This is a genomic window from Nocardioides sp. URHA0020, assembly GCF_000620705.1.
Lineage (GTDB): Bacteria > Actinomycetota > Actinomycetes > Propionibacteriales > Nocardioidaceae > Nocardioides.
This window is the reverse complement of the sequence record NZ_KK211168.1, coordinates 200,496-223,868: the sequence shown is the minus strand read 5'-3', so window position 1 is coordinate 223,868 and position 23,373 is coordinate 200,496. Positions and strand designations below refer to the sequence as shown.

Below are 23,373 nucleotides of genomic sequence, written 5' to 3'. Positions count from 1 at the left end.
CATGCCCGGTGCCCGGTCCACGACCCCGCAGACCAAGGCCCCCGTGGTCGCCCGCCTCCGGCTGGGCGACCTGTCCGACGGGGATCCGGTGGCCGACCTCGTCCGGAGCGCCGACCTGGAGTCGGTCCGCTACACCGACGTCCTGGTCGAGCGCCTGGAGCTGGGCGGAGCCCGCCTCGACGGCGTCCGGCTGACCCGGGTGACCGCCGACGAGGCGGACCTGAAGGGCGCCCGGCTGACCGAGGTCGACCTCGACCAGGTGAGCGTGCCCGTCGTACGCGCCGCCCGGGGCCAGTGGCGCGACGTCCAGGTCTCCGGCCGGCTCGGCTCGGTCGAGGCCTACGAGTCGCAGTGGCGCTCGGTCCACTTCGTGGGCTGCAAGCTCAGCTACCTCAACCTCCGCGGGGCCGAGCTCCTCGACGTCCTCTTCACCGACTGCGTCATCGAGGAGCTCGACCTCGTCGGCGCCGCCGCGACGAGGGTCGCGCTGGTCGACACCCGGGTGGCCAGCCTCGACGTGCAGGGCGCCCGGCTCGGCGACGTCGACCTGCGCCGGGCGACGTTCGACGCGGTGGACGGCCTCGTCGGACTGCGCGGCGCCACGCTGAGCTCCGACCAGCTGACGCGGCTCGCCCCGCTCCTCGCGGCCGAGCTCGGTCTGCGGATCGAGGACTGATCCTCCTGGGACCGGCCCGCCATCAGCCGGACTCCTGGGGCACTTCATCAACTTCTCGGGCTCTGCAGAGGCCCAGAAGTTCGGGGATACCCGGTTTACCGGGTATCCCCGACGACTAGCTCAGCGGCGCCCGCAACGAAGCGCGTACGCCGAACCGCTCCCCCGCGACGTCGACCTCGAACGTCCCGCTCGAGAGCCAGTCGGAGGTGACCGGCCCGGAGTGGCGCAGGTAGCCGAGCCCCACGCAGGAGCCGACCGTCTCGCCCCACGCGGCGCTGGTCACCTGACCCACCGGAGCGCCGTCGAGCAGCAGCAGCTCCCCACCCCAGAGCATCGGGTCGGGCGACTCGACCACCAGTGACACCAGCCGTCGCCGAGGACCGCCGGCGGCCAGCGCCTCGCGGTGGGACTCGAGGGCAGCCCGGCCGAGGAAGTCCCGGTCCGAGGCCAGGCCGGTCGCGAAGACCAGCCCCGCCTCGACCGGCCCGTAGTCCGGCGTCAGCTCGCGGCCGAACGCGCGGTAGCCCTTCTCCAGCCGCAGCGACTCGATCGCGTAGTAGCCGGCGTTGGTCGCCCCACCCGCCACGACCGCGTCGTACACGAAGCCGGCATCGGCGACCGGGACCAGCAGCTCCCAGCCGAGCTCGCCGACGTACGTCATCCGCGTGGCCCGCAGCGGCACCCCCGCGACCCTCACCTCGCGCGACGTCGCGAACGCGAACCCCTCCTCGGACCAGTCGTCGTCGGACAGCGACGCAAGCAGCGACCGGGCACGCGGACCCATCACGCCGAGCACCGAGCCGGCGTCGGTGACGTCGCGTGCCGGTACGCCGTGCCGGGCCAGCCAGTCCAGGTCGCGCACGGTCGTCGCCGAGCTCGACACCAGCAGGAACGAGTCGGCCGCGGTCCGGGTGACCGTGAGGTCGGCCTCGTAGGTGCCGCGGGCGTTGAGGAAGGGCGTGTAGACGCACTGCCCGACCGGCACGTCGACGTCAGCGGCACAGACCCACTGGAGACCGGCGAGCGCGTCCGGTCCGGACACGACGTACTTCGAGAAGGACGTCTGGTCGAAGACAGCGACGTCGCCCCGGCAGGCACGCTGCTCGGCGGCCGACCACTTCAGCCACGACGGCTTGCCCCAGGCGTAGTCGAGCGCAGAGCCGGGCGGTCCGAAGACGTTGGGCCGCTCCCAGCCCATCCTCGTGCCGAAGTGCGCCCCGGCTGCCGCCACCCGGTCGTGCACCGGCGAGGTGCGCTGCGGTCGCGCCGACTCCAGCTCACGGTTGGGCCACGGCACGGCGTAGTGCAGTCCGAGGACCTCCGCGACCCGCGAGCGCAGCCACGCGTTGTCGGCGTGCAGCGGCGCGAACCGGCGTACGTCGACCGCCACCAGGTCGTCCTGCGGCTCCCCCGCCACGATCCACTCGGCCAGGGCGCGCCCGGCCCCGCCCGCGGACGCGATGCCCACCGAGTTGAAGCCGGCCCCGACGAAGAACCCGCGCAGCCCCGGCGCCTCGCCGAGCAGGAACTGGTTGTCGGGGGTGAACGACTCCGGGCCGTTGTAGAACTTGCGGATCCCGGTCTCCTCGAGCGCCGGGATGCGCAGCAGCGCCTCGTCCATCAGCACCGAGAAGTGCTCCCAGTCCTCGGGCAGCAGCTGGAACTCGAAGGGGTACGGCAGGTCGCCGGGCGACCGCCAGGGCTTCGCCTCGGGCTCGAAGCCGCCGACCACCAGCCCGCCGGTCTCCTCCTTGAAGTACGTCCAGCCGTCCGGGTCCCGCATGATCGGCAGGTCGGGATGGACCCCCTCGATGGCCTCGGTGACCACGTAGAAGTGCTCGGCCGAGTGCAGCGGCACCGGGACGCCGACCAGGTCGCCCAGCGCCTTGGCCCACTGGCCGGCACAGTTGACGACCACCTCCGCCTCGACGCTGCCCCGGTCGGTCACGACGCCGGTCACCCGACGGCCCGACGGCCCCTCGTCGACGTCGAAGCCCGTGACGCGCACCCGCTCGACGATCCGGGCGCCGCGCTGGCGCGCCCCCTTGGCGAGCGACTGGGTGACGTCGGACGGGTTGACCTTGCCGTCGCCGGGCAGCCAGATCGCGCCGAGCAGGTCGTCGACCCGCATCGCCGGCCACAGCTCCTGGGCGCGCTCCGGCGAGACCAGCTCGCAGTCCATGTCGTACGCCGTCGCGTTGGCCGCCGTACGGCGCAGCTGGACCATCCGGTCCTCGGTGCGCGCCACGATGACCCCGCCGACGTTGCGGTAGCCGGTGGCCAGCCCGGTCTCCGCCTCGAGCGAGTCGTAGAGCTCGGCGGAGTACTGCACCAGCCGGGTCCCGCTCTCCGAGGCCCGCAACGGCCCCACCAGCCCGGCCGCGTGCCAGGTCGTGCCGCACGACAGCGTGCCCTGCTCGAGCAGCAGCACGTCGGTCCAGCCCAGCCTGGTCAGGTGGTAGGCGACCGAGGTGCCGATGACGCCGCCTCCGACGATGACGACCTGGGCGCGGGCGGGAATGTCAGCCACGGTGGCTCGCTCGCGTGGTGGTTTCGAGGCTCAGGCCTGGCGGCCTTCGCACCTCAACCACCGTGACGCTGCCTGGCGGCCTTCGCACCTCGACCACCGGGTCTGGTCCGTCGGTGGTTGAGGTGCGAGGCGCGCTAGCGCCGAGCCTCGAAACCACCACCACGTCGACAGCCGGGCCCGGTGTGGTTTCGAGGCTCAGGCCCGGCGGCCTTCGCACCTCAACCACCGTGACGCCGCCCGACGGCCTTCGCACCTCAACCACCGTGACGCCGCCTGACGGCCTTCGCACCTCGACCACCGTCTCCTCAGTCATGGGCGACATCCTCCAGCAGGCGGGCCAGGTGCGGGCCGCGGAAGGTGGCGGCCGCCTTCTCGTAGCGCTCCGTCCCCCAGCCGTGGAAGTCGTAGTCGATCGGGCTCGCGGCCGCCTGGATGAAGCCCCACAGCGACCAGCCGTACTCGCTGCACAGCATCTGCAGCCGCACCCGGGCCAGGTCGGCGCGCGTCGGGGCGCCGAAGTACGCCGCCGCGTAGGCCTCGACCGCGTCGGGGCTGAAGTCGCACTCGGTGGCCGTGTTGCCGAGCTCGAAGCAGGCGTCGTTGTTGCTGGAGTACTCGTAGTCGATGATCGCGCAGCTCGCTCCGTCGTCGATGAAGTTGGCGGCGAGCAGGTCGTTGTTGCAGGGCACCGTCGGACGCGGCACGGCCGCCAGCGCTCGGCGTACGTCGGCCCACGCGTCGGCGTGGTCGTCGTAGCCGGCCGGGAGGGCGTAGCCGCGCTCGCGCACCGTCGAGAGGTACGCCGCCTGGCGGGCGAACATGTCGAAGTCCCCGGAGAACCGCGGACCGGCGTGCAGGCGCCGGGTCGCCGCCGCCGCACGGGCCAGGACCTCGGGGTCGGCGAAGTCGGCGTTCTCGAGCGAGCGTCCGGGCAGGAAGCAGATCACCAGCATCGACAGGTCAGGGCGGTACTCGACCACCTCGGCGCCCACCCCGGCTCGCGCCGCCGCGGCCGTGTTGGCGGCCTCGGCGTCGTGGTCGATCCCGAGCAGCGCCGCGTCGCCCTGCGACCAGCGCACCACGACGTCGAGGCCGGCGCCGTCGCTGACGTGGAAGTTGGTGTTGGTCAGGCCACCGGGCAGCTCCCGGACCCGCCAGGACCGCCCCGCCAGGCAGGCGAGGCGGTCCAGGGGAGGCACTTCAGACACGCAGCTCGATCAGTCGCCGAAGGCGTCCACGACGGCCTGGTCGATCGTCTTGACCGGACCGGTGAACCACTTGTTCGCCGACGCCAGCCACCAGACCGCCAGCACCAGCAGCACGCCGAGGGTCGCCAGCGGTGCGTAGTTGACGCTCGCCCAGGTGAACTCGTCGCGCCAAGGAGCGCCGAACGGCGAGGTCGGCAGCATCAGCATGATGCCGACCACGATGATCTCGATGACGGCGAGCGGGTTCATCCACTTGTACTTGCTGCCGTTGTTCCAGCTGCCCACCTCGAAGCTGTCGCCCGCTCGCCACCGCAGGAAGATCGGGATGGCGAAGGAGAAGTACAGCCCGATCACGGACACCGACGTCACGGCGTAGAAGGCGGTCGGGATGCCGTTGACCGACTTCAGCGCCGGCAGCGTGATGATGCCGCCGACGACGGCCGCGCAGATGACGGCGTTGGCCGGCGTCCGGCTGGCGTTGACCTTCGACCACAGCCGCGAGCCCGGGACGGCGCGGTCACGGCTGAAGGCGAACATCATCCGCGAGGTGGAGGTCAGGCAGGCCGTGGCACAGAAGAGCTGGGCGCAGGCGGAGATGAAGAGCAGCGTGCCCGCCCAGCCCGAGCCGAGCGAGGCGTCGAAGATGTACGCCACGCCGCCGGCCGGGATGCCGGCGTAGTCGGGCGCGCCGTCGACCTTCGGGATCGCGAAGGTGACCGCCAGCAGCAGGATGTAGCCGCCGACCGCCGAGTAGAAGATCGAGCGCCAGATGCCCTGCGCCGCCGACTTCGCCGCCCCCTGGGTCTCCTCCGAGAGGTGGACCGAGGCATCGAAGCCGGTGATCGTGTACTGGGTCAGGATGAAGCCGAACGGGATGATCACGAAGAAGTAGGTCAGCGAGCTGGTCGAGCCGTCCGCCCACCCCGACCCGTTGAACTTGTCGGTGAAGACCTGCGAGAAGCTCAGGTGGTCGTCGGGCACGAAGATGAGCACCGCGATCAGCACGCTCGCGCCGGCGACGTGCCACCACACCGAGATGTTGTTGAACAGCGCGAGGAGGTGGCTGGAGAAGATGTTGATCAGCGTGATCATCGCCAGGATCACGACGAAGAACAGGAAGATCCGGTTCAGCGAGAAGGTGTCGTACCAGCCCCACTCGAGGAAGGTCAGCTCGAAGAACGTCGCGCACCCGTAGGCGACCGAGGCGGTCACCGCGATCAGGCCGATCAGGTTCAGCCAGCCGGTGAAGAACCCGGCTGCGGGCCCGCCGAGCTTGGAGGCCCAGTAGTAGATGCCGCCCGAGGTCGGCATCGCGGACACCAGCTCCGACATCGTGAAGCCGATGATCAGGATGAAGATCGAGATGATCGGCCACGACCACGAGATCGAGACCGGTCCGCCGTTGGCGATACCGGCGCCGTACGTCGTGAGACAGCCGGCCAGGATCGAGATGATCGAGAACGAGATGGCGAAGTTCGAGAAGCCGGACCAGGACCGGCTCAGCTCTTGCTTGTAGCCGAGCTTCGCGAGGTGCTGCTCGTCCTCGGTGAGCTCGTCGATCGGCTCATGTGCTTCGGGCATCGGACACCTTCCGGGGGTTCGTGCGAATGTGAACCGGACGCTAGACCCGCGTTGTTCGGGGTGTCCATAGCCTTCGGTAAAATTGGTATGAACTCAGACCTTTAGTGTCATTGACACCGCCGCCCCGGGACTCCAAGGATTGCTCCATGACCGCATCGCCCGACCCTTCGGGAGAGCATCACCTCCCCGAGGCGGTGCTCCGGCCGGTGCGCGGTCACCACGCGTTCGAGGCCTGCGTGGAGCAGCTGGGCACGGCCATCCGCCTCGGCGTCTACCCCCTCGGCACCCTGCTTCCTCCCGAGCGCGACCTGGCCGCCCGGCTCGAGGTCTCCCGGGCCACGTTGCGCGAGGCGATGGCCGCGCTGCGCGAGGCCGGACTGGTCGAGACCACCCGGGGGCGCGGCGGTGGGACCGTCGTCACGCTGAAGGCCCGCACCCCGTCCGCGCGGGCCGCGGCCCGGGTCTCGCCCGAGCGGCGCGCCGACTGGCTCGACGCGTTGGAGTACCGCCGCATCGTCGAGCCCGGGGCCGCCTGGCTCGCGGCCACCGTCGAGCTGACCGACGTACGCCGCAGCCAGCTGGAGCGGGCCCATGCCGACGTCGCGCGGGCTGCCCGACCGGCCGCGCACCGGCAGGCCGACTCGCGCTTCCATCTCACCGTGGCCTCCCTCGGTGGCTCGCCGCGGGTGATCGAGGCCGTCACGTCGGTGCAGTCGACGCTGCACGAGATGCTGCTCGCGATCCCCGTGCTGGGCACCAACATCACGCACTCGGACCACCAGCACGCCGTCCTCGTCAAGGCGATCGTTGCCGGCGAGGCGGAGCGAGCACGCACGGTGATGCAAGAGCACTGCGACGACACGGCCGCGCTTCTGCGCGGGCTCGTGGGCTAGACCCGACGGAAGGAAACTGCGTGCGCAACAGTCGTCACCTCTCGATGGAGCACCTGCTCGCCCGGATCCAGGAGGGCGACATCGACACCGTCGTCGTCGCCTTCACCGACATGCAGGGACGGCTGCAGGGCAAGCGGCTGCACGGGCGCTACTTCGCCGACGTCGTCGTGCCGAACGGCACCGAGGGCTGCAACTACCTGCTCGCCGTCGACGTCGACATGAACACCGTCGGCGGGTACGCCATCTCCTCGTGGGAGAAGGGGTACGGCGACATGGAGTTCGTCCTCGACGACCGGACCATCCGGGTGCTCACCCACCTGCCGTCGACCGCGATGGTGCAGTGCGACCTGGTCTGGCCCGACCACTCCCCGGTCGTCCAGTCGCCGAGGGCGATCCTGCAGCGCCAGCTCGACCGCTGCGCCGAGCAGGGCTGGCAGGCGCTGGCCGGCACGGAGCTCGAGTTCATCGCGTTCGACACGACGTACGAAGCCGCGCACGACGCTCGCTACCACGGCCTGACGCCGGTCAACCAGTACAACGTGGACTACTCGATCCTCGGCACCACCCGCGTCGAGCCGCTGCTGCGCGCGATCCGCAACACCATGTACGACGCGGGTCTCGACGTCGAGGGCGCCAAGGGCGAGTGCAACTTCGGCCAGCACGAGATCGGCTTCCTCTACGCCGACGCCCTCAAGACCGCCGACGACCACGTCGTCTACAAGACGGTCGCCAAGGAGATCGCCTCCCAGCAGGGCAAGGCGATCACGTTCATGGCGAAGTACGACCAGCGCGAGGGCAGCTCCTGCCACATCCACCTCTCGCTGCGCGGCCTCGACGACGAGCTGGTCTTCTGGAAGGACGGCGCGCGTACGCCGCTCTACGACCACTTCGTCGCCGGCGTGCTGGCGACGATGGCCGACTTCACGTTGCTCTTCGCCCCGAACATCAACTCCTACAAGCGGTTCGCGGACGGCTCGTTCGCGCCGACGACGATCGCGTGGGGGCTCGACAACCGCACCTGCGCCGTACGACTGGTCGGTCACGGCGGCGGCGCCCGGATGGAGAACCGGGTGCCCGGCGCCGATGCCAACCCGTACCTCGCTCTCGCCGCGATGCTCGCCGGCGGCCTGTACGGCATCGAGCACGAGCTGGAGCTCGAGGACGAGGTGGTCGGCAACGCCTACACGTCCGGACGCCCGAAGGTGCCGACGACGCTGGCCGCGGCTCGCGAGGCGTTCGTCGGCTCCGAGATCGCCCGCGCCACCCTGGGCGACGACGTCGTCGACCACTACGCCAACATGGCGGCCGTCGAGCTGGCCGCCTTCAACGCTGCCGTCACCGACTGGGAGCTCTTCCGTGGATTCGAGAGGCTGTAAGTGAGCGACGTCTACACCGTCATCAACCCGGCGACGGCGCGACCGGTCGCCGAGGTGCCGCTCGCGTCGGTGGCCGAGACCGACGCCGCCATCGAGCGCGCTCACGAGGCCTTCGCCTCCTGGCGGCGCGTGTCGCCGGGCGAGCGGGCCACGCTGCTGCGTCGCTTCGCGGCCGTGGTCGACGACCACATCGAGGAGCTCGCAGAGCTCGAGGTCCGCAACGCCGGGCACACCTGGGGCAATGCCCGGTGGGAGGCCGGCAACGTCCGGGACTGCCTCAACTACTACTCGGCCGCCCCCGAGCGACTCTTCGGCCGGCAGATCCCGGTGCCGGGCGGCGTGGACATCACCTTCCGCGAGCCGCTGGGCGTCGTCGGGATCATCGTGCCGTGGAACTTCCCGATGCCGATCGCGGCCTGGGGCTTCGCGCCGGCGCTCGCGGCCGGCAACACGGTCGTGCTCAAGCCGGCCGAGCTCACTCCCCTCACCGCGATCCGCCTCGGGGAGCTCGCGCTCGAGGCGGGGATCCCGGAGCACGTGCTGACCATCATCCCGGGCCACGGCACCGTGGTGGGTGAGCGGTTCGTGACCCACCCGCTCGTGCGCAAGATCGTCTTCACCGGCTCGACCGCGGTCGGCAAGCGGATCATGGCGGGCTGCGCCGACCAGGTGAAGCGGCTGACGCTCGAGCTGGGCGGCAAGAGCTCCAACATCGTCTTCGCCGATGCCGACATCGACGCCGCGGCCGCGAGCGCGCCGTACGCCGTCTTCGACAACGCGGGCCAGGACTGCTGCGCTCGCTCCCGGATCCTGGTCGAGCGCTCGGCGTACGACGAGTTCCTGTCCAAGCTGCAGCCGGCGGTGACGGGCCTGCGGGTGCTGGACCCGACCGACGAGTCGAGCGAGATGGGCCCGCTGATCTCCGCGAAGCAGAAGGCCACGGTCACCGGCTTCCTGGACGAGGTCGACGTGGCGTTCACGGGCAGCACGCCGAGCGGCGACGGCTTCTGGGTGCCGCCCAGCGTCGTCACCACCGAGGACGCGGAGGCGCGGATCTGGCGCGAGGAGGTCTTCGGCCCGGTCGTCGCGGTGATGCCGTTCGACGACGAGGAGCACGTGGTCGCCCTGGCCAACGACACCGAGTACGGCCTGTCCGGCTCGATCTTCACCCGCGACCTCGGGCGCGGGCTGCGTGTCGCCCGCGCCGTCGAGAGCGGCAACCTCAGCGTCAACTCGCACTCCGCGGTGCGCTACTGGACGCCGTTCGGCGGCTACAAGCAGTCCGGCCTCGGCCGTGAGCTCGGCCCGGATGCCCCGGCGGCGTTCACCGAGGAGAAGAACGTCTTCATCGCTCACTAAGCACCCCGTCGGGATCCCCGGTTCACCGGGGATTGCCGCACTTCTCGGGCGTTGCAACGCCTGAGAAGTGCGGGAAGAGCCTGACAAGTCCACCCCAGAGAGAGGCACCACAGTGGCAGGACGCATCCAGGACCGAGTCGCGGTCATCACCGGCGGCTGCTCGGGCATCGGTCTGGCGACGGTCCGCCGGTTCGTCGCGGAGGGCGCGAAGGTCGTCATCGGTGACGTCAACGACGAGCGCGGCGCGGAGATCGTCGCCGAGCTCGGCGGTGCCGACGTTGCGACGTACGTGCACGTCGACGTCACCGACAAGGACCAGGTCGACGTGCTCTACCAGACGGCGAAGGACACCTACGGCTCGGTCGACATCGCGTTCAACAACGCCGGGATCAGCCCGCCGGAGGACGACTCGATCCTCGACACCGACCTCGACGCCTGGCGCAAGGTGCAGGAGGTGAACCTGACGAGCGTCTACCTGTGCTGCAAGGCGGTGCTGCCCTACATGCTCGAGCAGGGCAAGGGCTCGATCATCAACACCGCCTCCTTCGTCGCGGTGATGGGTGCGGCGACCTCGCAGATCTCCTACTCGGCGTCCAAGGGCGGCGTGCTGTCGATGAGCCGCGAGCTCGGCGTCCAGTTCGCGCGCCAGGGTGTGCGCGTCAACGCCCTCTGCCCCGGACCGGTGAACACCCCGCTGCTGCAGGAGCTCTTCGCCAAGGACGAGGAGCGGGCCGCCCGCCGGCTGGTGCACGTGCCGATGGGCCGCTTCGGCGAGCCCGAGGAGATGGCGTCCGCGGTGCTCTTCCTGGCCTCCGACGACTCCTCGTTCATGACCGCCAACACGTTCCTCGTCGACGGCGGCATCTCCGGGGCCTACGTCACTCCGCTCTGATGGTCGCTCCCGTCATCGGCCTCACCACCTACCGCGAGCAGGCGGCCTGGGGGGTGTGGCACCAGCGCGCCGACCTGCTGCCGGTGCAGTACGCCGCCGCCGTCGAGGCGACCGGCGGCGTACCGCTCCTGCTGCCCCCGCTCGCGCAGGTCGGGGCGGCCGACGCCGTCGTGGCGCGCCTCGACGGACTGGTGATCAGCGGCGGAGCCGACGTCGACCCGGAGCTGTACGCCGAGCCGGCGCACCCGGCCACGGCCGGCTGGCGCCCCGACCGCGACGCGTGGGAGGTGGCGCTGCTCGAGGCGGCCGAGGCCGCCGGCCTGCCGGTGCTCGGCGTCTGCCGGGGGATGCAGGTGATGGCGGTGCAGGCGGGCGGCGCGCTCGTCCAGCACGTGCCCGACGTCGTCGAGCACGAGGGGCACTCCCCCGGTGGCGACCAGTTCGGCGCGGTGCAGGTCGTCACCGCCGCAGGCACCCGGGTCGCGGGCCTGGTCGGCGAGCGGCTGAGCGTGAACTGCCACCACCATCAGTCGGTCCGCAGCCATCCCGGCTACGTCGCCGTCGCCCACGCGAGCGACGGCACGCTCGAGGCGATCGAGGCCGACGGTGAGCGCTTCTGCGTCGGCGTGCAGTGGCACCCGGAGACCGCTGCGGATGTCGGGCTCCTCGCCGGGTTGGCTCGTGCGGCCGCCGCCTACGCTGGGGCGCGATGAGACCGTCCCGCGAGTCCGACCCCGTCCTCGTCAGCGCCCACCGCTGCCTGACCCGCGAGGCCATCGAGCATGCCATCGACCTCGGGGTCGACTACGTCGAGTTCGACGTCCAGCGGTGCGCCGACGGCTCCCTCGTGCTGCACCACGACCCGGTCGACGTCGCTCCGCCCGACGCGGTGCCGTACGACGAGGCGCTGCGCCTGCTCGCCGGGCGCAGCCGGGTGCACCTGGACCTGAAGTTCACCGACGACGGCGTCGTCGAGGCGACCGCGGCCGCCGTACGCCTGCTCGGCACGGACCGGGTCGTCGTGACCACGCTGGACGACCGGTCGGTGGCCGCCGTACGCGCGTGGTCGGACGAGCACGCGCCGGCCCTGCTCGTCGGGCTGTCGCTGGGCCGCGGTGTGAAGGGCTTCTCGCTGTGGCGGCAGATCAAGGTGCGGCTGTCGGAGATCTGGCCGCACGTCCGCTACCGGCACTCACGCGCCAACGTGGTCGTCGCCCACCACACGCTGGCCCGCTTCGCCGTGGCCCGCTTCGCCCGCCAACGCGGGCTGCCGCTGCTGGTGTGGACCGTCGACACCGAGCCGTCGCTGCGCTACTGGACCAGGTCGGGTCGGGCCTGGATGGTGACCACGAACAACCCCGCCATCGCCCTGCGCCTGCGGCGGCCTGACAGAATTTGGCCATGAAGTCCGGAAAGCTCGACGAGCTCGTCCCCGACGTCCTGGGTGAGCCCTACCTTGCCGAGACCATCACCCTGCCGCCCGACGCGGAGGGGCCGGTCGTGGTGACGCTCGTCGTACGCCGGGCCGCGCAGCCCACCGGCCGGGCGGTCCTCTACGTGCACGGGTTCTGCGACTACTTCTTCCAGACCGAGTTCGCCGAGTGGTGGACCGCGCGCGGCTACGACTTCTACGCCGTCGACCTGCGCAAGTACGGTCGCTCGCTGCGCCCCCACCAGACGCCGAACTACGTCACCGACCTGCGTGACCACTTCGCCGACCTCGACGCCGCCTTCCACCGCGTCGCCGAGCGCGACGGGCACGACCACGTGGTGATCGCCGCGCACTCCACCGGTGGGCTGATCGCGTCGCTGTGGGCCAACGAGCGGCAGCCGGCGATCGCCGGTCTGGTGCTGAACTCGCCGTGGCTCGACATGCAGGGTGGGCGGATCATGCAGGGCGTCGGCACCGCCGTCGTCAAGCAGGTCGGGTCGCGGCAGCCGGCTCGGCTGATCCCGAGGACGGTGGGCGGCTTCTACGGCCGCAGCCTGCACCTGGAGCACGACGGCGAGTGGATGTTCAACACCGAGTGGAAGCCGCTCGAGTCGTTCCCCGTCTCGTTCGGCTGGCTGAGCGCGATCCGGCGCGGGCACGAGGAGCTCCAGGCCGGCCTGGAGGTCGGCTGCCCGGTGCTCGTGCTCTCCTCCGGGGGGACCCGATGGCCGAAGGCGATGGGCGAGGACGTCCACGGCTACGACATCGTGCTCGAGGTGCCTCAGATCCGGCGGTGGGCCACCTCGATCGGCCGACACGTCACCTACATCGCGGTCGAGGGCGCCCGCCACGACGTCGTGCTGTCGCGGCCCGAGCCGCGCGCCGCGGCGTACGCCGAGCTGGACCGCTGGGTGTCGACGTACGTCGACTGAGGGTTTCTGCTGCGCCGCGCCTCCGCGCTGCCGATCATGGACCCGTGACGTGGCTGCGGACTGTTCTGCTCATCGTGCTCGCGGTCGGCGCGACCTCGTGCACCGCGGCCGGATCGACCGATCCCTCCTCCGGTGCTGAGGAGGCGCCGTCCGCGTGTCCGTCCCCCTCCCTGGCTCCCGCACTCCCCCGCGACCGGGTCGGCGCCATCGAGGTGCGGCGCACTGCCACCGCCGTCGTCATCGAGGCCCACCAGCAGGACGTCGTGGACTCACCCGACCAGGCGTGGGCCTTCCGGGTCGTGACCCCGGTCCAGGCGTGGACCGTCGAGGTGCACCGCTTCGACGCGGGCGAGGAGTCGGCCACCGAGGCCGTCCTGTACCCGGGCGAGCCGCCCTCGCCCGCTCCCACGGACGGCGGCGAGCACGGGTGCGGTGGGGTCTACGGCATGGTGACCGTCGACTGTCCCGGGGCGGGGGCCGAGGTCGCCCCGGTCGCCGACTCGGTGCAGGTCGTGGTGCCGTGGACGTGCCTCCGCTCGCCGGAGTGGGTGCGGGTCGGGGTCACGGTGGAGGACAGCGGGCACGAGCCGACGTACTCCTCACCCGCCCTCGGGCCGCAGGTGCCGGTGGGCTGAGGCCGCTCCGTCAGGCGAACGGTGCGCCGTCGAACGTCTCGCGGGTGACGAACTCCTCGACCTCATTGCGCCGGAGCCTGGTGAGCTGCTTGACCGGCTTGCCGATCGGCAGCACCGCCGCGACGGCGTACTCGTCCGGGATGCCGAGCAGGGCGCGTACGGCGGGCTCCTCGGCCGCGGCCATGGTGGTGATGGTGCCGCCGAAGCCCTCGTTGCGCGCGGCGAGCAGGACGTTCCAGACCATCGGGTAGACAGAGGCGCCGCTGATGACCCCGACCCGGTCGAGCAGCTGGTCGGTCGAGGCGACGACGCCGAGGTCCACGCAGACGACCAGGACCGCGCCGGCGGTGAGAACGGGCTTGGTGAACGACTCGGGCACGTCGGTCGCCTCGATCTCGTCCGGCGTCGGGATGGGTGGCTCGAGGCTGTTCCACGGGCTCTGGCCGGCCTTGATCTGGGCGACGTAGCGGCGCACGGCGGGCTTGTTGAGCTCGGCCAGACGCTCCCGGGTCCGCTGGTCGCGCACCACGATGATCCGGACGCCCTGGCGGTTGCCACCGCTCGGGGCGAACCGCGCGTGGTCGAGGATCCGGTGCAGGATCTCGTCGGGCAGCGGGTCGGCGGTGAACTCCCGGACGGCCGGGGTCGTGCGCATCACGTCGTACAGGTCCATGGGGCGAGCCTGTCACGCGCGCGGTGGCCGGCGCGACCGCTACGGTGCTCGCCATGAACCCAGTGATCGGACTCTCTCTCGGCCGGATCGCCGTCGGCACCACCGCGCTGGCCAACCCGGTGCTCGCGGCGAAGCTCTTCCAGCTCGACGCGGTGTCGAACCCGCAGGTCCCCTACGTGACGAGGCTCTTCGGGTCCCGGGAGATCGCGCTCGGCGTGGCGACGCTGGTCGCCGGCGGCAAGACCCAGCGCGCGATGATCGGCCTCGGGATCCTGGTCGACGCCGCCGATGCCGGCACCGGCTACCTGGCGATGCAGGACGGCTCGATCTCCCGCAAGACGGCGATGACGCTGATCGGGCCTGCGGTCGGCGCCGTGGCCTCGGGGTTCGTGGGGCTGCTCAAGCGCTGACGACTCGCGGCCGCGGGCCGTCGAGGACTGCGGTTTGGTCACCAACCGCAGGTCCGAGGGGCAGAATTCTGCGGTTGGTGACCAAACGTCGACCGGGCTCAGGTGAAGAGGAAGACACCGAGCGCGACCGTGCCCACCACGACGATCGCGATCCGCAGGCCGACCGGCGGCAGTCGACGCCCGACGGTCGCGCCGATCTGCCCACCGATCACCGACCCGATGCCGATGATCAGCACCACCCACCAGTCGACGTCGGCCACGACGGCGAAGATCAGGCCGGCGACGGCGTTGACGATCGCGGCCAGCACGTTCTTGATGCCGTTGAGCCGTTGCAGCGCCTCGTCGACGCCGGTGCCGAGCACCGCCATCAGCAGCACGCCCTGCGCCGCGCCGAAGTAGCCGCCGTACACGCCCGTGACGAGCACGCCCGGCCACACCCACCAGGTGCCGTGGTGCGGCATCCCACCGGTCGCCTCGTGCCGGCGCGCGACCCAGGCCGAGATGCGGGGCTGCAGCACGACCAGCACCAGGCCGAGCACGATCAGCACCGGCACGATCGTCGTGAACGCGTCCGCCGGCAGCACCAGCAGCAGCACGGCGCCCGTCACGCCGCCGATCAGCGAGGCGACGCTGAGGCGCAGTACCCGGGAGCGCTGCCCGGCCAGCTCGCGCCGGTAGCCGATCGCCCCGGACACCGACCCGGGCACCAGCCCGATCGTGTTGGAGACGTTGGCGGTGACCGGCGGGATCCCGAACGCGAGCAACGTGGGGAAGGTGATCAGGGTGCCGGAGCCGACCACGGTGTTGATGGTCCCCGCCGCGATCCCGGCGAGCAGGATCGCGGCGATCTCGAGGAGGCTCACGAAGCAGGCGGCTCCGCCGGCGGCGCCGGGGGCACCTCACCGGGGTCGACCGACGGGTCGGTCTCCGCGGGCTGCGCGGCCGCCCCGGTCTGCGTGGCCACCCCGGTCTCCGCGGCAGCGCGCGGGTTGGCCGCCTGGGCCGCCTCCGCGATCGCCGCCTCCACGGCCGCGTTGGCCTTCCGGAGCTCGGAGTCCCCGAGCGCCCCGCTGCCGCCGATCGCGGCGCGCTCGGTGCTGCCCATGTCGACCCGGGTCTTGGAGCCCGACGACTGCTGCGGGATGCCCGCCAGGTCGGTCATGGTGGACCCCAGCCCCTCGAGCGCCTTGCCGATCTCGCTCGGCACGATCCACAGCTTGTTGGCGCTGCCCTCGGCGATCTTCGGCATCATCTGCAGGTACTGGTAGGCCAGCAGCGACTGGTCCGGGTTGCCGTCGTGGATCGCCTGGAAGACGGTCTGGATGGCCTGCCCCTCACCCTGGGCCCGCAGGATCGCGGACTCCCGCTCGCCCTGGGCGTAGAGGATCTGGGACTCGCGGTTGCCCTCGGCGTTCAGGATCGCAGACTGCTTGTTGCCCTCGGCCGTGAGGATCGCGGACTGCCGCTGGCCCTCGGCGGTGAGGATCGAGGCCCGCTTGTCGCGGTCGGCGCGCATCTGCTTCTCCATCGCGTCCTTGATCGACGGCGGCGGGTCGATGCCCTTGATCTCGACGCGATTGACGCGGATGCCCCACTTGCCGGTCGCCTCGTCGAGCACGCCCCGCAGGCCGGTGTTGATCTCCTCGCGGCTCGTCAGCGTCTGCTCGAGGTCCATGCCGCCGACGATGTTGCGCAGCGTCGTCATGGTCAGCTGCTCGACGGCCTGGATGTAGTTGGCGATCTCGTACGTCGCCGCGATCGGGTCGGTGACCTGGAACCAGATCACGGTGTCGATCGAGACCACGAGGTTGTCCTCGGTGATCACCGGCTGCGGCGGGAAGCTGACGACCTGCTCACGCAGGTCGATCACGTAGCGCACCTTGTCGATGAAGGGCACCACGATGTTGAGGCCGGCCGGCAGCGTCTTGAGGTACTTGCCGAAGCGTTCGACGACGCCCGCCCGTGCCTGCGGGACGATGCGCACCGTCTTGGCGAGCATCACCACCACGAACAGCAGCAGCAGGGCCAGCAGGATCAGGATCGCGAGGGGCAAGACAGGCTCCTTCGGTAGGTCGGACTAGCTGTCGAGCTCGGGGACGGGGTGGACGTACGCCGTGGCGCCGCGGATCTCGAAGACCTCGACCGTGGTGCCGGGCTCGATGGTGTCGTTCTCGTCGTACGGCGACGCGGTCCAGGTCTCGCCCGCGAGCTTGATCTGCCCGACGCTGAGGCCGGTGATCCGCTGGGTGACGGTCGCGCGCTGGCCGAGGAGCTTCTTGGTGCCGAGCACGAGGTCGGGGCCCTGGTGGAGCCGGGCGACCAGCGACGGCCGCACCAGGGCGAGCATGGCGACCGAGGTCACGAGGGCGACGATGACCTGCAGCCCGACCCCGCCACCCACCGCCGCCGTCACGGCGCCGGCGCCCGCGCCGACGGCGAGCATGATCAGCACGAGGTCCAGGCTGACCAGCTCGGCGATGCCGAGGAACGCGGCGATGCCGAGCCAGATGGCCCACGCGTGCTCCCCCAGCCAGTCCATGCTGAAAGCCTAGCGCTGCCGCGTGCGCCGCCGAGCGCTCCAGCGCCCGTCCTGGTAGGTGAGGACCAGCGGCATGCCGAAGGTCGACGACAGGTTCGAGGCGGTGACCACCTCGCCGATCGGGCCGGCTGAGACCACCTGACCTCGTCGCAGCAGCAGCGCATGGGTGAAGCCGGGCGGGATCTCCTCGACGTGGTGCGACACCATCACCGTCGCCGGTGAGTCCGGGTCGGCCGCGAGCACCGAGAGCGTGGAGACCAGGTCCTCGCGACCGCCGAGGTCGAGGCCGGCGGCCGGCTCGTCGAGCAGCAGCAGCTCGGGGTCGGCCATCAGCGCGCGGGCGATCTGGATCCGCTTGCGCTCGCCCTCGCTGAGCGTGCCGAAGGTGCGGTCGACCAGGTGGAAGGCCCCGACCTCGGTCAGCAGGTCGGTGGCGCGGCGGTGGTCGAGGTCGTCGTACGACTCGCGCCAGCGGCCCACGACGCCGTACGACGCCGACACGACGACGTCGTGGACGCGCTCGGAGCGCGGGATCCGCTCGGCCAGGGCGGCGCTGGTGATGCCGATCCGCGGGCGCAGCTCGAAGACGTCGACCGTGCCGAGGACCTCGTCGAGGATGCCGGCAACGCCCGACGTCGGGTGGATCTGGGCGCTGGCGACCTGGAGCAGGGTGGTCTTCCCGGCACCGTTGGGGCCGAGGACCACCCACCGCTCGTCGTCCTCCACGCGCCACGAGACCTGGTCGAGCAAGGTGGCCTGGCCCCGACGGATGGTGACGTCAGCGAAGTCCAGGACAGCGGTCATGGCGCACACCCTATCGACTGGTCCGTGGCCGGCCGACGCGTATCGTCACCCGCCGTGACCTCTGCACTTCCGCCCTCCCTGAGACTCGCCTGGTGGGGTACGGCGTGGCTGCGCGGCCATGTCGTCACCGACCTGGTCGTGGACGCCGTCCTCGCCGACGACGCGACGCACGCCGTCGCCGGACTGCCCGGGACGGATCGCACCGAGACCCTGGTCGTCGCCCTCGGCCGACTGCGCGCGGCGGGCGTGTCGGGACTCGGTGCGGCGTTCCCCACGGAGGGCGATCCAGTGGGGCTGGGCGGTCCGGCCGCCTTCAACGCCGACGCGCTCGAGGCCGGTGAGGCGGTCGTCGCGGCCGAGGCCGGGCTGGGACTGGTGCCGCACCGGACCGGCGCGGCGGTGACCTGGACGACGTACGCCGCCTCCCGGCGCCAGCTGCCCGACGTCGGCGAGGCCGACCGCCAGCTCCGCAGCGCCCTGGTCGAGAGCGCGAACTCGCTCGCTCGGCTGGACGTCGCGCGCTGGCGCCCGGACGTGGCCGACGAGCTGCTGAACCTCCGGCACCGGGCGGGGATCCTCGCGCCGGCCGGCGTGCCCGAGCGCTGCGTCGACCTGGCCGGTCGTGGCCTGCAGGCGATGGGCATCGTCGAGCTCGCGCTCGAGGACGACGGCGGCGCCGTGAGTGCCTCCGAGATCCTGGCCCGCGAGGCCGCCCTGCGACCACTGGCCCGGGCCGGCCGGCGCGCGCTGGTCGCCGCGTGCTCGCCCGAGGTCTGGCCGCCGGACTAGCGCGCCGCCCACACGCCGAGCTCGTTGCCGGCCGGGTCGGTGAAGTGGAAGCGGCGCCCGCCGGGGAACTCGTACGGCGCCTCGACGACCGCTCCCCCCGCCGCCTGCACGGCGGCGACGGTCGCGTCCAGGTCGTCGGAGTAGAGCAGCACGAGCGGTCCGCCACGGCCCCCCTCGCGCGCGGCGTTGAGTCCGCCGACCTCTCCGTCACCGGTGGACCACCGGATCGCGGCGTACGCCGGTCCGTAGTCGTTGAAGGCCCACCCGAACGCCTGCTCGTAGAAGGCGCGGGTCTCGGCCAGGGTGCCGCCGACGCCGAGCTCGACGTAGTCGATCGTGTGATGGATGTTGGTCATGACCCCGACGGTACGACGCGGCGAGCATGGACGCGCGCACCGACGGCCCGGCCGACAGCGATAGCGTTGCCGACTGAGATGACTGACGCACTGCCAGGCGAGAAGCCGGAGACCCTCCTCATCACGCTGTCGGGCAAGGACCGCCCGGGCGTGACGTCCTCGCTGTTCACGGCGCTGTCGGGCGCCGGCGTCGAGGTCCTCGACATCGAGCAGATCGTGCTGCGCGGGCGGCTGATCCTCGGCGTCCTCGTGACGGCACCCCACAACGCGAAGAGGGTGCGCGCCGCGGTCGAGGAGACCGGCGCGTCGCTGGGCATGGTCGTCGACATCGACCGCGGGACCGGCGACAACACGGCCCGCCGCGACGGTCGGTCGCACGTCACGGTCATCGGCATGCCGCTGCGGGCCTCGGCCATGGCCGCCGTCGCCGGCCGAATCGCCGACGCGGGGGCCAACATCGACCGGATCGAGCGGATGGCGCGCTACCCCGTCACCGCGATCGACCTGCACGTCTCGGGCGCCGACACCCTCGCACTGCGCACGGTGCTCGCCGCCGAGGCCGTGACCCAGGGCATCGACATCGCCGTCCAGCCCGCCAACCTGCTGCGGCGCGGCACCCGGCTGATCGTCATGGACGTCGACTCCACGCTGATCCAGGGCGAGGTCATCGAGATGCTCGCCGCCCACGCCGGCTTCGAGACCGAGGTCGCGGCGGTCACGGCCGCGGCGATGAGCGGCGAGCTCGACTTCGAGCAGTCCCTGCGCTCGCGGGTGGCCCTGCTCGCCGGGGTGCCGGCCAGCGCGCTCGAGGAGGTGTACGACGCCATCGTGCTCGCCCCCGGCGCGCGCACGCTCGTGCGGACGCTGCGTCGGCTTGGCTACCGGTTCGCGCTGGTCTCCGGCGGCTTCAGCCAGCTGGTCGACCGGCTGGCCGTCGACCTCGGGATCCACTTCTCCCGCGCCAACGAGCTGGAGATCGTCGACGGGGTCCTCACCGGCCGCATCGTCGGGCCGGTCGTCGACCGTGCGGGCAAGGCGGCTGCGCTGCGCGAGTTCGCCGCCGAGATCGGCGTACCGGAGGCCGCCACGATCGCGATCGGTGACGGCGCCAACGACCTCGACATGCTCAACGCCGCCGGGCTCGGCATCGCCTACAACGCCAAGCCCGTGGTGCGCGACGCCGCCGACACCTCGGTCAACGTGCCCTACCTCGACACGATCATGTACCTGCTCGGCATCTCCCGCGAGGAGATCGTGGCCGCGGACGCCGAGGCCGGGATCGTGACGCCGGCTCCGCCGGTCTGAGCGTTGCGGTCGGTTTCACCGGTGCACCGGTGAAACTGTCACTTCTCGGCCGATGCAACGCCCGAGAAGTGACAGGAACGCCTGAGAGGTACGCCGGGCCTCAGCCGCGGCCGAGGTGGTCTGAGCGTCGCGGTCGGTTTCACCGGTGCACCGGTGAAACCGTCACTTCTCGGCCGATGCAACGCCCGAGAGGTGACAGGTATGCCTGAGAAGTACGCCGGGCCTCAGGCGCGGCCGACGTGGAAGGCGTCGAGGCGGGCGGTCCCCTCGCCGAGGTCGGCCCAGGAGCCGTCGTAGGTGAGCACCGCGACGGACGCCGTCGGGAAGCCGCCGATCATCTCACCGGCCACAGCAGGGTCCCCGGAGCCGTCGTCCAGGACCTGCGCCAGCACGGCCACGGTCGGGTTGTGACCGATCACGATGAGGCTCTCGGCCTCCGAGGGCGCGAGCCGCACCAAGTCGAGCGCGCTCTCGGGGCCGGCGGCGTACAGCCCCCGGTCGAGGTCGGGCTCGAGCTTCCAGCCCGCCCCCGACGCCACGGCCTCCCAGGTCTCCCGGGTCCGCAGTGCTGCCGACACCAGGGCGTGGTCGGGCGAGAAGCCCTGCGACGCGAGCCATGCTCCCGCCGCCCGGGCGTCTCGCCGTCCACGCTCGGCCAGCGGGCGCTCGACGTCGGTCGGGCCGTCCTGCTCGGCCTTCGCGTGCCGCATCACCACCAGGCGACGAGGCACCTCACGCACCCATCGCGTGCAGGCCGCCGTCCACGTGGATGATCTCGCCGGTCGTGGCGGGGAAGAAGTCCGACAGCAGCGCACACACCGCGCGCGCGGTCGGCGCGTGGTCGGTGTTGTCCCAGCCGAGCGGCGCCCGGTCGCTCCACATCGACTCGAGGTCCTCGAACCCGGGGATCGCCTTGGCCGCCAGCGTCTTCAACGGCCCGGCCGAGACGAGGTTGGAGCGGATGCCGTGCGGGCCCAGGTCTCGCGCGAGGTAGCGCGACGTGGACTCGAGCGCGGCCTTCGCCACCCCCATCCAGTCGTACGCCGGCCACGCGACCGTCGCGTCGAAGGTCAGTCCGACGATCGAGCCACCGGGTCCCATCAGCGGACGGGCGGCCTCGGCGAGCGACTTCAGCGAGTACGCCGAGACCTGCACCGCCTGCGCCACGTCGGGCCACGGGCCGGTCAGGAACTTGCCGCCGAGCAGGGTCTCCGGGTTGCCGTACGCGATCGAGTGGACGACCCCGTCGAGGCCGTCGACGTGCTCGCGCACCTGCGCCTCGAGCCCCGCGAGGTGCTCGTCGTCGGTGACGTCCAGCTCCAGCACGGGCGGCTCGACCGGCAGCCGCTTCGCGATCCGCCGGGTGATGCCGAGCGCGCGGCCGAAGTTCGAGATGAGGACGGTCGCGCCCTGCTCCTGCGCCACCTTCGCGGTCGCGAAGCCGATCGAGCTGTCCATCGTCACGCCCGCGACGAGGATGCGCTTGCCTGCGAGGATCCCACCAGTGCTTGTCATAGGTCAGTGCCCCATTCCGAGTCCACCGTCGACCGGGATGACAGCCCCGGTGACGTACGCCGCGCCGGGGCCGGTCAGCCACAGCACGGTCTCTGCGATGTCATCCACCGAGCCGAAGCGGCTCAGCGGTACCTGCGCCTTGATGGCGGCCTTCTGCTCGTCGGTGAGCACCCCGGTCATGTCGGTCTCGATGAAGCCCGGTGCGACGACGTTGGCCGTGATGGAGCGGGAGCCGAGCTCGCGCGCGATCGATCTGGCCATGCCGACCAGGCCCGACTTCGACGCGGCGTAGTTGACCTGGCCGGCCGAGCCCAGCAGACCCACCACGGAGGAGATGAAGACGATCCGGCCGCGCCGCAGCCGCAGCATCCCCTTCGAGGCTCGCCTGGCCAGCCGGAAGGAGCCGGTCAGGTTGGTGTCGATCACCGACGACCAGTCGTCGTCCGACATCCGCAGCAGGAGGGTGTCGGCGGTGATGCCGGCGTTGGCGACGAGCACCTCGACCGCGCCGTGCGCCTCCTCGATCTGCGCGAACGCCGCGTCGACCTGGGCCGCGTCGGTGATGTCGCACCGTACGTCCAGCGCACCCTCGGGCGCACCGCCGCTGCGGGTCGTCACCGCGACCTTGTCGCCGTTCGCCAGGAACGCCTCCGCGATCGCGCGGCCGATGCCCCGGTTGCCGCCCGTGACCAGCACGGACCGGGCTGTCGTCTCCTCAGGTTCACTCACGTGGCGACGCTAGCGACTACCGAGTGGTAAGGGGGAATCGGTTCAGTCGTCCTCGAGCCGGAAGCCGACCTTCAGCCCGACCTGGAAGTGCTCGACCTGGCCGTCCTTGATCTGGCCGCGGACCTGGGTCATCTCGAACCAGTCGAGGTGGCGCAGCGTCTTCCCGGCGCGGTCGACGGCGTTGCGGATGGCCGCGTCGATGCCGTCGGGCGAGGTGCCGACGATCTCGGTGACGCGGTAGGTGCGGTTGGTCATGGTGGCCTCCGATGCGGACGATGCTCAGACCCTACCGACGTACGATGGAGACATGGCGCGGGACCTGCATCGACCAGCAACTCGGCCCACCAGTCGCAGCCGTGACGAGGCGGTCCGGATCACGACGGCCGCGTCCAACCGCAAGGACGACATCGCGGTCCGGCAGAAGCGCTACCTCATCTCCATGACCCTGCGTTCGCTGTGCTTCGTCGGGGCCATCATCGCCGCCCTGGCGCACGTCGGATGGCTCTGGCCGATCCTCATCGCCGGTGCCCTGGTCCTCCCGTACGTCGCCGTCGTGATGGCCAACGCCACCATGACCAGGCGGGACGGATTCGACCTCCCGGACGGTCGCTACGTGCGCGAGCTGCCGTCCGGTCGCGACACACCCGGCGGGGACGCCCGTCATCCTTGACTTCACCCTTCTGGGTGACACAATCCAGGCGCGAGCCGGGTCTCCCCCGTCCTGGTTCGCGTGGTGCCG

The 23,373-nt window shown here is 71.4% G+C and carries 27 protein-coding genes; 13 read left to right on the top strand and 14 right to left on the bottom strand.

Annotated elements, in window-relative coordinates; all coding sequences use genetic code 11:
• Position 1: 1 nt before the first annotated feature.
• Positions 2–676 (top strand): pentapeptide repeat-containing protein, encoded by a 675-nt coding sequence (locus N542_RS0112760; RefSeq protein ID WP_028644243.1) that lies wholly within the window; start codon positions 2–4, stop codon positions 674–676.
• Between the two features lie 115 nt (positions 677–791).
• On the opposite strand, the gene N542_RS0112755 is transcribed toward N542_RS0112760, so the two are convergent.
• The 4 genes from N542_RS0112755 to N542_RS0112745 are packed head-to-tail and all read right to left on the bottom strand — an operon-like array spanning position 792 to position 5,995.
• Positions 792–3,206, bottom strand: coding sequence for a GcvT family protein (locus tag N542_RS0112755; protein ID WP_028644242.1), 2,415 nt, complete (start codon positions 3,204–3,206; stop codon positions 792–794).
• Positions 3,199–3,519, bottom strand: a complete 321-nt coding sequence (locus tag N542_RS27545; RefSeq protein WP_155993044.1) for a hypothetical protein — start codon at positions 3,517–3,519, stop codon at positions 3,199–3,201. Before N542_RS27545 ends, N542_RS0112755 begins: the two co-directional genes overlap by 8 nt.
• Entirely contained in the window at positions 3,512–4,414 is a 903-nt protein-coding gene (locus tag N542_RS0112750; RefSeq protein WP_036507718.1) for a phosphotransferase, read from the bottom strand. The genes N542_RS27545 and N542_RS0112750 overlap by 8 nt, the downstream gene beginning before the upstream one ends.
• 9 nt (positions 4,415–4,423) lie before the next feature.
• The gene (locus N542_RS0112745; protein WP_028644240.1) at positions 4,424–5,995 is read right to left on the bottom strand and encodes an amino acid permease; all 1,572 of its coding nucleotides are present in this window, start codon (positions 5,993–5,995) and stop codon (positions 4,424–4,426) included.
• 146 nt (positions 5,996–6,141) lie between these two features.
• Here N542_RS0112745 and N542_RS0112740 point away from each other — a divergent pair, with 146 nt between their 5' ends.
• The 8 genes from N542_RS0112740 to N542_RS0112705 all read left to right on the top strand — a co-directional run bounded on the left by N542_RS0112740 (position 6,142) and on the right by N542_RS0112705 (position 13,514).
• Positions 6,142–6,888 carry a FadR/GntR family transcriptional regulator gene (locus N542_RS0112740; RefSeq protein ID WP_051551719.1) on the top strand — a complete coding sequence of 249 codons (747 nt, stop codon included), beginning with the start codon at positions 6,142–6,144 and terminating at the stop codon, positions 6,886–6,888.
• A 20-nt stretch (positions 6,889–6,908) separates the two neighbouring features.
• Complete coding sequence (locus N542_RS0112735; protein WP_028644238.1) at positions 6,909–8,264, top strand: glutamine synthetase family protein; 1,356 nt, start codon at positions 6,909–6,911, stop codon at positions 8,262–8,264.
• The gene (locus N542_RS0112730; protein ID WP_028644237.1) at positions 8,265–9,623 is read left to right on the top strand and encodes an aldehyde dehydrogenase family protein; all 1,359 of its coding nucleotides are present in this window, start codon (positions 8,265–8,267) and stop codon (positions 9,621–9,623) included.
• Positions 9,624–9,735: 112 nt separating this feature from the next.
• Positions 9,736–10,515, top strand: a complete 780-nt coding sequence (locus N542_RS0112725; RefSeq protein WP_028644236.1) for a 3-oxoacyl-ACP reductase — start codon at positions 9,736–9,738, stop codon at positions 10,513–10,515.
• Positions 10,515–11,228: a gamma-glutamyl-gamma-aminobutyrate hydrolase family protein gene (locus N542_RS0112720; RefSeq protein ID WP_028644235.1), complete on the top strand. Its 714-nt coding sequence runs from the start codon at positions 10,515–10,517 to the stop codon at positions 11,226–11,228. The genes N542_RS0112725 and N542_RS0112720 overlap by 1 nt, the downstream gene beginning before the upstream one ends.
• The gene (locus N542_RS24745; RefSeq protein ID WP_051551716.1) at positions 11,225–11,920 is read left to right on the top strand and encodes a glycerophosphodiester phosphodiesterase; all 696 of its coding nucleotides are present in this window, start codon (positions 11,225–11,227) and stop codon (positions 11,918–11,920) included. The genes N542_RS0112720 and N542_RS24745 overlap by 4 nt, the downstream gene beginning before the upstream one ends.
• The gene (locus N542_RS0112710) at positions 11,917–12,879 is read left to right on the top strand and encodes an alpha/beta hydrolase (protein WP_028644234.1); all 963 of its coding nucleotides are present in this window, start codon (positions 11,917–11,919) and stop codon (positions 12,877–12,879) included. The genes N542_RS24745 and N542_RS0112710 overlap by 4 nt, the downstream gene beginning before the upstream one ends.
• A 44-nt stretch (positions 12,880–12,923) precedes the next feature.
• Positions 12,924–13,514, top strand: coding sequence for a hypothetical protein (locus N542_RS0112705; protein ID WP_036507716.1), 591 nt, complete (start codon positions 12,924–12,926; stop codon positions 13,512–13,514).
• Positions 13,515–13,524: 10 nt separating this feature from the next.
• Here N542_RS0112705 and N542_RS0112700 read toward each other — a convergent pair whose 3' ends face one another.
• Positions 13,525–14,187: a nitroreductase family protein gene (locus N542_RS0112700; protein WP_028644232.1), complete on the bottom strand. Its 663-nt coding sequence runs from the start codon at positions 14,185–14,187 to the stop codon at positions 13,525–13,527.
• 53 nt (positions 14,188–14,240) lie between these two features.
• Here N542_RS0112700 and N542_RS26695 point away from each other — a divergent pair, with 53 nt between their 5' ends.
• Positions 14,241–14,597: a DUF4267 domain-containing protein gene (locus N542_RS26695; RefSeq protein WP_155993042.1), complete on the top strand. Its 357-nt coding sequence runs from the start codon at positions 14,241–14,243 to the stop codon at positions 14,595–14,597.
• Positions 14,598–14,695: 98 nt separating this feature from the next.
• Here N542_RS26695 and N542_RS0112690 read toward each other — a convergent pair whose 3' ends face one another.
• The 4 genes from N542_RS0112690 to N542_RS0112675 all read right to left on the bottom strand — a co-directional run bounded on the left by N542_RS0112690 (position 14,696) and on the right by N542_RS0112675 (position 17,940).
• Positions 14,696–15,460: a sulfite exporter TauE/SafE family protein gene (locus N542_RS0112690; protein WP_028644231.1), complete on the bottom strand. Its 765-nt coding sequence runs from the start codon at positions 15,458–15,460 to the stop codon at positions 14,696–14,698.
• Positions 15,457–16,596 (bottom strand): SPFH domain-containing protein, encoded by a 1,140-nt coding sequence (locus N542_RS0112685; protein WP_081795211.1) that lies wholly within the window; start codon positions 16,594–16,596, stop codon positions 15,457–15,459. Before N542_RS0112685 ends, N542_RS0112690 begins: the two co-directional genes overlap by 4 nt.
• A gap of 78 nt (positions 16,597–16,674) precedes the next feature.
• Complete coding sequence (locus N542_RS0112680) at positions 16,675–17,136, bottom strand: NfeD family protein (RefSeq protein WP_028644229.1); 462 nt, start codon at positions 17,134–17,136, stop codon at positions 16,675–16,677.
• Between the two features lie 9 nt (positions 17,137–17,145).
• Entirely contained in the window at positions 17,146–17,940 is a 795-nt protein-coding gene (locus tag N542_RS0112675) for an ABC transporter ATP-binding protein (protein ID WP_028644228.1), read from the bottom strand.
• Positions 17,941–17,994: 54 nt separating this feature from the next.
• Between N542_RS0112675 and N542_RS0112670 the strand changes: the two genes are divergently transcribed.
• Complete coding sequence (locus tag N542_RS0112670) at positions 17,995–18,729, top strand: hypothetical protein (RefSeq protein ID WP_028644227.1); 735 nt, start codon at positions 17,995–17,997, stop codon at positions 18,727–18,729.
• Here the strand turns inward: N542_RS0112670 and N542_RS0112665 are convergent.
• Positions 18,726–19,085 (bottom strand): VOC family protein, encoded by a 360-nt coding sequence (locus N542_RS0112665; protein ID WP_028644226.1) that lies wholly within the window; start codon positions 19,083–19,085, stop codon positions 18,726–18,728. The genes N542_RS0112670 and N542_RS0112665 overlap by 4 nt on opposite strands.
• A gap of 78 nt (positions 19,086–19,163) precedes the next feature.
• Between N542_RS0112665 and serB the strand changes: the two genes are divergently transcribed.
• Positions 19,164–20,390 carry a phosphoserine phosphatase SerB gene (serB, locus tag N542_RS0112660; RefSeq protein ID WP_036507713.1) on the top strand — a complete coding sequence of 409 codons (1,227 nt, stop codon included), beginning with the start codon at positions 19,164–19,166 and terminating at the stop codon, positions 20,388–20,390.
• A gap of 224 nt (positions 20,391–20,614) precedes the next feature.
• On the opposite strand, the gene N542_RS0112655 is transcribed toward serB, so the two are convergent.
• Genes N542_RS0112655 through N542_RS0112640 form a run of 4 tightly spaced genes read right to left on the bottom strand, consistent with a single transcriptional unit; the run spans position 20,615 to position 22,889 of the window.
• Positions 20,615–21,121 carry a SixA phosphatase family protein gene (locus N542_RS0112655; RefSeq protein ID WP_028644224.1) on the bottom strand — a complete coding sequence of 169 codons (507 nt, stop codon included), beginning with the start codon at positions 21,119–21,121 and terminating at the stop codon, positions 20,615–20,617.
• A 1-nt stretch (position 21,122) separates the two neighbouring features.
• Positions 21,123–21,905 carry an enoyl-ACP reductase FabI gene (fabI, locus tag N542_RS0112650; protein ID WP_028644223.1) on the bottom strand — a complete coding sequence of 261 codons (783 nt, stop codon included), beginning with the start codon at positions 21,903–21,905 and terminating at the stop codon, positions 21,123–21,125.
• 3 nt (positions 21,906–21,908) lie between these two features.
• Positions 21,909–22,634 (bottom strand): 3-oxoacyl-ACP reductase FabG, encoded by a 726-nt coding sequence (fabG, locus tag N542_RS0112645; protein ID WP_028644222.1) that lies wholly within the window; start codon positions 22,632–22,634, stop codon positions 21,909–21,911.
• Between the two features lie 42 nt (positions 22,635–22,676).
• Positions 22,677–22,889, bottom strand: coding sequence for a dodecin (locus tag N542_RS0112640; protein WP_028644221.1), 213 nt, complete (start codon positions 22,887–22,889; stop codon positions 22,677–22,679).
• Positions 22,890–22,941: 52 nt separating this feature from the next.
• On the opposite strand from N542_RS0112640, the gene N542_RS0112635 reads away from it, so the two are divergent.
• Entirely contained in the window at positions 22,942–23,304 is a 363-nt protein-coding gene (locus N542_RS0112635; RefSeq protein WP_051551713.1) for a DUF3099 domain-containing protein, read from the top strand.
• Positions 23,305–23,373 lie beyond the last annotated feature (69 nt).